The sequence below is a fragment of the Streptomyces sp. P5F9 genome (genome assembly GCF_057961495.1).
The window spans coordinates 18,406-27,532 of the sequence record NZ_JBXVPZ010000086.1; the positions used below are offsets into that span (position 1 = coordinate 18,406).

Below are 9,127 nucleotides of genomic sequence, written 5' to 3' on the forward strand. Positions count from 1 at the left end.
AGGCGGAGTGATGAATACTGTATGCAGTATTCGTACGCGATGTACAGTCGAAACGAGGGGGCAAACCGTGTTGATCGACACCCACGGCCGGACCGCCACCGATCTGCGGGTCTCACTGACCGACCGGTGCAATCTGCGGTGCACGTACTGCATGCCCGAGGAGGGACTGAGGTGGCTGGCCAGGCCGGAACTGCTCACCGATGACGAGATCGTGCGCCTGGTCTCCCTCGCGGTCTCGCAACTCGGCGTCACCGAGGTCCGCTTCACCGGCGGCGAGCCGTTGCTGCGCCCCGGACTGGTGGGCATCGTCGAGCGGTGTGCCGCCCTCGCCCCGCGTCCGAGGCTCTCCCTCACCACCAACGGCATCGGCCTCGCCCGCACCGCCGAGGCACTGCGCGCCGCGGGCCTCGACCGGGTCAACGTGTCCCTCGACACCCTGCGCCCCGACGTCTTCCGCACCCTCACCCGTCGCGACCGGCACCACGACGTCCTCGCCGGCCTCGACGCGGCCCGCGCGGCCGGGCTCGCCCCGGTCAAGGTCAACTCGGTCCTCATGCGCGGCGTCAACGACGACGAGGCCCCCGCCCTGCTCGACTGGGCGCTCCGGTACCACTACGAGCTGCGCTTCATCGAGCAGATGCCCTTGGACGCCCAACACGGCTGGCAGCGCGACGACATGGTCACGGCCGCGGAGATCCTCGAAAGGCTCGGCGCCCGTTTCTCCCTCACCCCCGACACGCAGCGCGGCTCCGCGCCCGCCGAACGGTGGCTGGTGGACGGCGGCCCTGCCCGGGTCGGGGTGATAGCCGCGGTCACCCGGCCGTTCTGCCGCGCCTGCGACCGCACCAGGCTCACCGCCGACGGGCAGGTCCGCAACTGTCTGTTCGCCCGCGAGGAGTCCGACCTGCGCACCGCCCTGCGCACGGATGCGTCCGACCAGGACATCGCCGAACGCTGGCGCGTCGCCATGTGGGGCAAGAAGGCCGGCGCCGGCCTCGACGAGGCGTCCTTCGTCCAGCCCCGCCGCCCGATGTCCGCGATCGGCGGCTGACGGCTGGATGCCACGACCGACCGCCGCGCGTGGTGCTCTTCGCGCGGCGGTCGCTCGTATGCGGTATGCGGCGCGGGTCAGCGCAGCAGCTTCACGGCGGCCACCACCAGGGGATCGAGACCGTCCGCCCCGGCGTCGACGAACTCCTGCAACCTGGTCCGCATACGCGGGTCCCAGAACCTGCCGATGTGCCCGGCAATCTCCTCGACGGCCCGCTCCCCCGGCAGGTGCCCGAGGTTCGCGGCGATGTCGTTGGCCATCCTGCGCTCGGGCGGCACGGTGGCTGTCATCTCAATCCACCACCGTGACAAGGCCGTTGTCGGTGGCTTCCGCCTCGCTGTGCCGGTCCGGGCGCGCCGGCGCGACCTGCACGGCGGTCACCTTGTACTCCGGGCAGTTGGTCGCCCAGTCGGAGTTCTCGGTCGTCACCACGTTGGCGCCGGTGACGGGGTGGTGGAACGTGGTGTACACGACCCCGGTCGGCATCCGGTCGGAGATCTCCGCGCGCAGGGTCGTTTGCCCGACGCGGCTCGCGAGGGTGACCATGTCGCCGTCGCTGATGCCTCGGTCCTCGGCGTCGTGCGGGTGCAGTTCCAGTACGTCCTCGGGATGCCAGGCGATGTTGCCGGTACGGCGGGTCTGCGCGCCGACGTTGTACTGGCTGAGGATCCGTCCCGTGGTGAGGACCAACGGGAAGCGGCGGGTGCTGCGTTCGTTCGTCGGGACGTAGGACGTGACCACGAACTTGCCCTTGCCGCGCACGAATTCGTCCACATGCATGATGGGCGTGCCCTCCGGTGCCCGCTCGTTGCACGGCCACTGGACGCTGCCGAGCTTGTCCAGCACCTCGAAGGAGACTCCGGTGAACGTCGGTGTGACCGAGGCGATTTCATCCATGATCTGGCTCGGACGGTCGTACGACATCGGGTAGCCCATGGCGGTGGCGATCTCGCTGACGATCTGCCACTCGTGCTTGCCCGTCTTCGGCTTCATCACCGCACGTACGCGGTTGATGCGGCGTTCGGCGTTGGTGAAGGTGCCGTCCTTCTCCAGGAAGGACGCGCCGGGCAGGAAGACGTGCGCGAACTTGGCCGTCTCGTTGAGGAACAGGTCCTGTACGACGACAAGTTCCATGGCCTTGAGTGCGGCGGTGACGTGCTGGAGGTTCGGGTCGGACTGGGCGATGTCCTCGCCGTGGACGAACAGGCCGCGGAAGGTTCCGTCGATCGCCGCGTCGAACATGTTGGGGATGCGAAGTCCCGGCTCGGCCAGGATGGTTCCGCCCCAGAGGTTCTCGAACACGGTGCGTACGGCGTCGTCCGAGACGTGCCGGTAGCCGGGCAACTCGTGCGGGAACGAACCCATGTCGCACGACCCCTGCACGTTGTTCTGGCCGCGCAGCGGGTTCACGCCGACGCCGTCACGGCCGATGTTGCCGCACGCCATCGCGAGGTTGGCCATCCCCATGACCATGGTCGAGCCCTGGCTGTGCTCGGTGACGCCGAGGCCGTAGTAGATGGCGCCGTTGGGTGCCTCGGCGTACAGCCGTGCGGCGGCCCGCAGTTCCTCGGCCGGTACGCCGGTGATCGGTTCGACGGACTCCGGGCTGTTCTCCGGGCGGGCGACGAACTCCGCCCAGTCGTCGAAGCCTTCGCACCGCTGGTCCACGAAGGACCGGTCGACCAGGCCCTCGGTGACGACCACGTGCGCCATGGCGTTGACGACGGCGACGTTGGTGCTCGGCCTGAGCTGGAGGTGGTGGCGTGCCTCGATGTGCGGCGAGCGCACCAGGTCGATGCGGCGCGGGTCCACGACGATGAGCTCGGCGCCCTCGCGCAGTCGGCGCTTCATCCGGGAGGCGAACACCGGGTGCCCGTCGGTGGGGTTGGCCCCGATCACCATGATCACGTCGGCCTCGGCGACCGAACGGAAGTCCTGGGTGCCGGCCGACTCGCCGAAGGTCTGCTTGAGGCCGTATCCCGTCGGGGAGTGGCAGACCCGGGCGCAGGTGTCGACGTTGTTGTTGCCGAAGGCCGCGCGGACCATCTTCTGTACGACGTAGACCTCTTCGTTGGTGCAGCGCGAGGAGGTGATGGCACCGACCGCGCTCGATCCGTACCGGTCCTGGATCTCGCGCATGCGCCGGGCCACCGTGCCGATCGCCTCGTCCCACTCGACCTCGCGCCAGTGGTCGGTGATCCGGTCGCGGACCATGGGCTTGAGGACCCGGTCGGGGTGGGTGGCGTAGCCGAAGGCGAAGCGGCCCTTCACACAGGAGTGGCCCTCGTTCGCTCCCCCGTCCTTGTAGGGGACCATGCGCACCAGCTCGTCGCCGCGCAACTCGGCCTTGAACGAGCAGCCGACCCCGCAGTACGCGCAGGTGGTCACCACCGACCTTGTGGGCATGCCGAGTTCGACGACCGACTTCTCCTGGAGCGTCGACGTCGGGCAGGCCTGCACGCAGGCGCCGCAGGAGACGCACTCGGATTCCATGAAGGTCTCGCCGGCGCCCGGCGAGACCTTGGAGTCGAAGCCGCGCCCCTCGATGGTGAGCGCGAAGGTGCCCTGTACCTCGCCGCAGGCCCGCACACAGCGGGAGCAGGCGATGCACTTGGACGGGTCGAAGTCGAAGTAGGGGTTCGAGGTGTCCTTCTCGGCATCGAGGTGGTTCTCGCCCTCGTAGCCGTAGCGGACCTGCCGAAGCCCCACCACCCCTGCCATGTCCTGGAGTTCACAGTCGCCGTTGGCTGGGCAGGTGAGGCAGTCCAGCGGGTGGTCGGAGATGTAGAGCTCCATGACGCCCTGACGGAGCTTCTCCACCTTCGGCGTCTGCGTGCTGACCTTCATCCCGTCGGCGCACGGTGTGGTGCAGGACGCCGGGGTGCCGCGGCGGCCGTCGATCTCCACCACACACAGCCGGCAGGAGCCGAACGCCTCAAGGCTGTCGGTGGCGCACAGTTTGGGTATGTCGACGCCGGCCTGTGCGGCGGCGCGCATCACCGACGTGCCCTCCGGGACGGTCACCGGCAGCCCGTCCACCTCCACCGACACCGTTGCCGGTCCGGGCCTTTCCGGGGTTCCGAAGTCGGGTTCCTTGAGGAGTGTCATGCCGTGCCCTCCGTCCGTGCGCCGCTCGCTTGTACGGGTTGGATGTCCAGGAGTCGACGGCCGCCGAGGAAGTCGTCGGGGAAGTGCGCGAGGGCGCTGCGTACGGGCATCGGTGTCAGCCCGCCCATCGCGCACAGCGAGCCGTCGGTCATCAGGTCGCACAGGTCTTCGAGGAGGGCCAGGTTCTCGTCCCGGTGGGTGCCGGCCACGATCTTGTCGATGACCTCGACGCCACGTACGGAACCGACCCGGCACGGTGTGCACTTGCCGCAGGATTCCTCGGCGCAGAACTCCATCGCGAACCGGGCCTGGGCGGCCATGTCGACGGTGTCGTCGAACACCACGACGCCGCCGTGGCCGACCATCGCGCCGGCCGCCGCGAACGCCTCGTAGTCCATCGGCAGGTCGAACATCGACGTCGGCAGATAGGCACCGAGCGGTCCGCCGACCTGAACGGTGCGTACGGGGCGTCCGGAGAAGGTGCCGCCGCCGTAGTCCTCAACCAGCTCGCGCAGGGTGACCCCGAAGGCGGTCTCCACGATGCCTCCGTGCGCGATGTTGCCGCCGAGCTGGAACACCTGGGTGCCGCGGGAGCGTTCGACGCCGAGTTCCTGGTACGCCTTCGCGCCCTCGGCGAGGACGACGGGGACGGTGGCCAGCGTGAGGACGTTGTTCACCACGGTCGGTTTGCCGAACAGGCCCTCGATCGCGGGGATCGGTGGCTTGGAGCGGACCATGCCCCGCTTTCCCTCCAGGCTTTCCAGCATGGAGGTCTCCTCGCCGCAGATGTACGCCCCCGCGCCGACGCGGACATGCAGGTTGAAGTCGAGTGGTGAGCCGAGGACGCCCCGGCCGAGCCAGCCCTGCTCGCGCGCGATCGTGATCGCCGACCGCATCGTGGCCACCGCGTCGGGGTACTCGGAGCGGATGTACAGGTAGCCCTCGCTCGCACCGACCGCGTGCGCGGCGATCGTCATGCCCTCGATGAGCATGAAGGGATCGCCCTCCATGACCATGCGGTCCGCGAAGGTCCCGCTGTCGCCCTCGTCGGCGTTGCAGCAGACGAACTTCAGCTCGTCGGCGCAGTCGAGCACGGTCTTCCACTTGATGCCGGCCGGGAATCCGGCGCCTCCGCGTCCGCGCAGTCCGGAGGCGGTGACCTCGGCGACGATGTCGTCGGGCGCGAGTTGGAGGGCGGCGCGCAGCCCGACGAGGCCGCCGTGCTCCAGGTAGTCCTGTGGCGACAGGGGGTCGGTCACCCCCACTCTGGCGAAGGTGACGCGGTTTTGGCGGGCCAGCCAGGGCAGTTCGTCGACGATGCCGAGCCGCAGCGGATGGTCCGCTCCGTCGAGCATCCCGGCGGCCAGGAGTCCTTCCACGTCGGAGGGTGCCACCGGCCCGTAGCCGACGCGGCCCCGGGGGGTCGCGACCTCGACCATCGGCTCCAGCCAGAGCATGCCGCGTGATCCGTTGCGTACGACGTCGATCCCGAAGTCGCCCCGGTCGGCCGCGTCGCGCAGTGCCAGCGCGACCTCGTCCGCGCCGACGGACCTGGCCGCAGAGTCGCGGGGGACGTAGACCGTCGCCGGGGAGTGCGGGGAGTGCGGGGAGTGCGAAGAATGGTTCATGACGAGACCCTCCCGTTGAGGATCGAACCCAGTTGGGCGGGGCCCACCCGTCCGTACAGCCGGCCGTTCGCCTCCACCGACGGCCCGAGTGCGCAGTTGCCGAGGCAGAAGACCTGCTCGACGGTGACCGAACCGTCCGCCGTCGTCTCCCCCAGGGTCAGTCCGGACTGGCGGGCATGGTCCACCAACCGCTCCCCGCCCAGGGCCTGGCACGCCTCGGCGCGGCAGATGCGCACCGTGGTGCGTCCCGCGGGTTCGCGGCGGAAGTCCTGGTAGAAGGTCACCACCCCGTGGACGTCAGCCCGGGAGACGTTGAGCGCGTCGGCGAGCACTGGGATCGCCTCCTGCGGCACGTGCCCCAACTCGGCCTGAACGGCGTGCAGTACGGGCAGAAGCGCGCCGCGCTGGTCCCGGTGACCGGCCACCGCCCTCCGCACCACGCTCTCGACCGTCACGTCACTCCCGGTGGTCGTCATGATCGCTTCGCCTTCCGTCACACGGGTCTCCGGCGAGGGGTGCAGGAGACTGAACCATACCCCATACAGGCTTCTGTATACAGAACTCAATCGCAGCTCGTCCCAGCTCGATCGCAGAGAACTCGGCGCGAAGCAGGAACTCCCTCGCCGCGCCGACTCCGGATCGATCCCGGGGAGGCTTGCCGACCAGGGGCCACACCCGTTGACAGCACATGCCATCCTGCATACCAAAACCTGTATGCTGACATGGCTGTCGGCAACCCTCTCGACGGCCACCTCTTGGCAAAGCCGTCGCCCCGCGCGGGCCCGGCGGCAGAACTGGACAACCATGCGCGAGGCACTCACGGCCGCAGCGTCCCGGCGCGTCACCCGCCCGGCACCCCTGCGTCGGGCCGTGTACGACGCCCTGACCGAGCTGATCATCAGCGGTTCCCTCAAGCCCGGCCAGCACCTGGTCGAGGCCGAACTCGCCGAACACCTCGGCGTCAGCCGCCAGCCGGTCCGCGAGGCACTGCAGCGACTGCAGATCGGCGGCTGGGTCGACCTGCGCCCCGCCCAGGGCGCCTTCGTCCACTCCCCCACCGAGGAGGAGGCCGCCCAACTCCTCGGCGTCCGCGCGGTCCTGGAGACCTATTCGGCTCAACTCGCCGCGCAGAACGCCGAGCCCGAGGACGTCGAACGCCTCTGGGAGTTGCAGCAGGCAGGCGTCGACGCGCTCGCCGGGGGCGATGTCGAACGCCTGGTCGCGGCCAATACCGCCCTGCACGACTTCATCACCTCGGTCGCCGACAACGCCGTACTGGCCGAGCTGATCGCCCAGGTGGGCCAGAAGGTGCGCTGGTACTACACCCCCATCGCCAAACCCCGTGGCAAGGAAGCCTGGAACGAGCACTCCCAGCTCATCAAGGCCATCGCCAAGGGCGACGCGGACCGCGCGGGCGAGATCATGCGCAAGCACACCGAGCGCACGGCCGACTTCTACCGCAGGCAGATCGCCGCCAGGGCGAGCCAGGACTGACCGAACGGGCCGTCCCGGGGCCCGGTTCAGGATGCGAGCGACCCGGCGGGGCGGCGAGCGGCCCCGCGGGAGATGTCGAGGGACGGTCGGCGGAGGGTCTCGGCACCGGCGGCGGCCCGCAGTTCGAGCAGCCACGGCAGGACCGTACGCAGCACGATGTCGAGCCCGTCGCCGTCCCCGCCGAGCATCGCGTCGGCGGGCACCAGAACCGGGTCGGCGAACACCGTGGACGTGGCACTGCCACCCGGCCCCGCACCGCCCGGCCGGGCCGGCACGAACAGGCCCGGGGCGTGCGCCGGAACCACCCAGAGACTCAGGCCGTCCGGTGCGGCGAACGGCCGGGAGGACCAGACATAGACGTCGGCTTCTCCCGCCGCGACCACCTGGTGCTTACGGGCCCGCAGAGCGACCACGTCACCGGTGCGGACGGCAGCGGAGCTCGGCGCGAGGAGCTGGGTCTCCGCCCCCTGCCGGTCGGCGTCCGTCTCGGCCTCAACCTCGGCCTCGACCTCGGCCTCGACCTCGGCCTCCGTCTCGGTGAGAGCAAGACTGCCGAGGTGACGTCCGGCGGCGATCTCCGCGCGCAGCCACGGGCTGCCGTACGACTCGATGACGGCGACCGCCGAGTAGTGGGACTGGAGCACGGCCGCCGTCGCCCGGCAGACGCACGCCGTTCGGGCCACCACCTCGACGGCTTCCGGCAGCGCCAGTCCGCCACCGCCGAATGCGGCGGAGACGGTGAGTCCCAGCAGCCCGGCACGGCCGAGGGCCGTCACGGCGGCACGGGGGAACCTGCCCTCGATGCCGGTCACTTGGGCGGCCGGTTCGATGACACCGGTCAGGACTTCTGAGAGAGCGGTGCGGTAGGACACGGGGTGACCCCCTCGGGGAACGGCTTCTGGTCCACTGCCAGTTGATGATTGCATACAGTATTCTGCATCCCTCATTGGGCGCCAGAGGGGAGGCCGAGCGGATTCCGGAACTTCGGAACTTCACAACGGGACCATCCAGCTATGGGCTGACCGAACTGATCGTCAACGGCTCGCTCAAACCCGGCCAGCACCTCGTCGAGGAGCTCATGCGCCGGCACACCCGGAACACCACCGACTTCTACTGTGAGCAGATCGCCGCGGTGGCCGGCCAGAGCGCCTGACGGCGGGACGGGAGCCCGCGGCGGGACTCAGGACCGCGGATCGATCTCCCGCAGCAGCCCGGTGGTCACGTCGAAGACGAAGCCCCGGACGTCGTCGGTGTGCGGCAGGAACGGCGACGTGCGCACCCGCTGCATCGACTGCCGTACGTCCTGGTCGACGTTCCAGAAGGCCTCCACCGCCCAGGCCGGCCGCTGTCCGACCTCCATCTCCAGGTCGTGCCGGAAGTCCTCGGTCAGGGTCTGCAGACCGCAGCCGGTGTGGTGGATGAGCACGACGCTGCGGGTGCCGAGCGCCCGCTGGCTGATGGTCAGGGAGCGGATCGTGTCGTCGGTGACCACACCGCCCGCGTTGCGGACGGTGTGGCAGTCGCCGAGCTCCAGGCCGAGGGCGGCGTGCAGGTCGAGACGGGCGTCCATGCAGGCCACGACGGCCACCTGCAGCACGGGACGAGCGTCCATCCCCGGGTCGACGAATCCGGCGGCGTAGGCACGGTTGGCCTCCACGAGCCGGTCGGTGACCGTCCCGGTGCCGGGTGCGCTGCGGGTGGGCTGGACGAAACGGGGCGCCGGCGTCGGCATGTCAGATCACTCCCTGCGCCTTGAGGAGCGGCAACTCGTCGGGGGAGATACCGAGTTCACCGTGAAGGATCTCTTGGTTGTGTTGGCCGAGGAGGGGTGGGGTGGTGATGTGGG

Annotated in this window: 9 protein-coding genes; 3 read left to right on the forward strand and 6 right to left on the reverse strand. The window is 69.7% G+C overall.

Annotation, left to right across the window (positions count from 1 at the left end; all coding sequences use genetic code 11):
• Window positions 1–10 precede the first annotated feature (10 nt).
• A complete protein-coding gene (gene moaA / locus AC31A1_RS16745; protein WP_489654080.1) occupies window positions 11–1,051 on the forward strand; it encodes a GTP 3',8-cyclase MoaA in 1,041 nt (346 codons plus the stop codon).
• Window positions 1,052–1,128: 77 nt separating this feature from the next.
• Here moaA and AC31A1_RS16750 read toward each other — a convergent pair whose 3' ends face one another.
• Genes AC31A1_RS16750 through AC31A1_RS16765 form a run of 4 tightly spaced genes read right to left on the reverse strand, consistent with a single transcriptional unit; the run spans window position 1,129 to window position 6,284 of the window.
• Window positions 1,129–1,341, reverse strand: coding sequence for a formate dehydrogenase subunit delta (locus AC31A1_RS16750; protein ID WP_489654081.1), 213 nt, complete (start codon window positions 1,339–1,341; stop codon window positions 1,129–1,131).
• 1 nt (window position 1,342) lies between these two features.
• Window positions 1,343–4,159, reverse strand: coding sequence for a formate dehydrogenase subunit alpha (fdhF, locus tag AC31A1_RS16755; RefSeq protein WP_489654082.1), 2,817 nt, complete (start codon window positions 4,157–4,159; stop codon window positions 1,343–1,345).
• Entirely contained in the window at window positions 4,156–5,787 is a 1,632-nt protein-coding gene (locus AC31A1_RS16760) for a formate dehydrogenase beta subunit (protein WP_489654083.1), read from the reverse strand. The genes fdhF and AC31A1_RS16760 overlap by 4 nt, the downstream gene beginning before the upstream one ends.
• Complete coding sequence (locus tag AC31A1_RS16765) at window positions 5,784–6,284, reverse strand: NAD(P)H-dependent oxidoreductase subunit E (protein WP_489654084.1); 501 nt, start codon at window positions 6,282–6,284, stop codon at window positions 5,784–5,786. Before AC31A1_RS16765 ends, AC31A1_RS16760 begins: the two co-directional genes overlap by 4 nt.
• A gap of 307 nt (window positions 6,285–6,591) precedes the next feature.
• Here AC31A1_RS16765 and AC31A1_RS16770 point away from each other — a divergent pair, with 307 nt between their 5' ends.
• On the forward strand, window positions 6,592–7,281 hold the full coding sequence (locus AC31A1_RS16770) for a GntR family transcriptional regulator (RefSeq protein ID WP_489654085.1): 690 nt from the start codon (window positions 6,592–6,594) through the stop codon (window positions 7,279–7,281).
• Window positions 7,282–7,307: 26 nt separating this feature from the next.
• On the opposite strand, the gene AC31A1_RS16775 is transcribed toward AC31A1_RS16770, so the two are convergent.
• Complete coding sequence (locus tag AC31A1_RS16775; RefSeq protein ID WP_489654086.1) at window positions 7,308–8,153, reverse strand: acyl-CoA dehydrogenase family protein; 846 nt, start codon at window positions 8,151–8,153, stop codon at window positions 7,308–7,310.
• Between the two features lie 74 nt (window positions 8,154–8,227).
• Here AC31A1_RS16775 and AC31A1_RS16780 point away from each other — a divergent pair, with 74 nt between their 5' ends.
• On the forward strand, window positions 8,228–8,434 hold the full coding sequence (locus tag AC31A1_RS16780) for a hypothetical protein (RefSeq protein ID WP_489654087.1): 207 nt from the start codon (window positions 8,228–8,230) through the stop codon (window positions 8,432–8,434).
• A gap of 27 nt (window positions 8,435–8,461) precedes the next feature.
• Here the strand turns inward: AC31A1_RS16780 and AC31A1_RS16785 are convergent, their stop codons facing one another.
• Window positions 8,462–9,013, reverse strand: coding sequence for a beta-class carbonic anhydrase (locus tag AC31A1_RS16785; protein ID WP_489654088.1), 552 nt, complete (start codon window positions 9,011–9,013; stop codon window positions 8,462–8,464).
• Window positions 9,014–9,127 lie beyond the last annotated feature (114 nt).

Coding starts and splice junctions, on each gene's coding strand:
- moaA (WP_489654080.1), top strand. CDS start 11: ATGAATACTGTATGCAGTATTCGTACGCGATGTACAGTCGAAACGAGG.
- AC31A1_RS16750 (WP_489654081.1), bottom strand. CDS start 1,341: ATGACAGCCACCGTGCCGCCCGAGCGCAGGATGGCCAACGACATCGCC.
- fdhF (WP_489654082.1), bottom strand. CDS start 4,159: ATGACACTCCTCAAGGAACCCGACTTCGGAACCCCGGAAAGGCCCGGA.
- AC31A1_RS16760 (WP_489654083.1), bottom strand. CDS start 5,787: ATGAACCATTCTTCGCACTCCCCGCACTCCCCGCACTCCCCGGCGACG.
- AC31A1_RS16770 (WP_489654085.1), top strand. CDS start 6,592: ATGCGCGAGGCACTCACGGCCGCAGCGTCCCGGCGCGTCACCCGCCCG.
- AC31A1_RS16785 (WP_489654088.1), bottom strand. CDS start 9,013: ATGCCGACGCCGGCGCCCCGTTTCGTCCAGCCCACCCGCAGCGCACCC.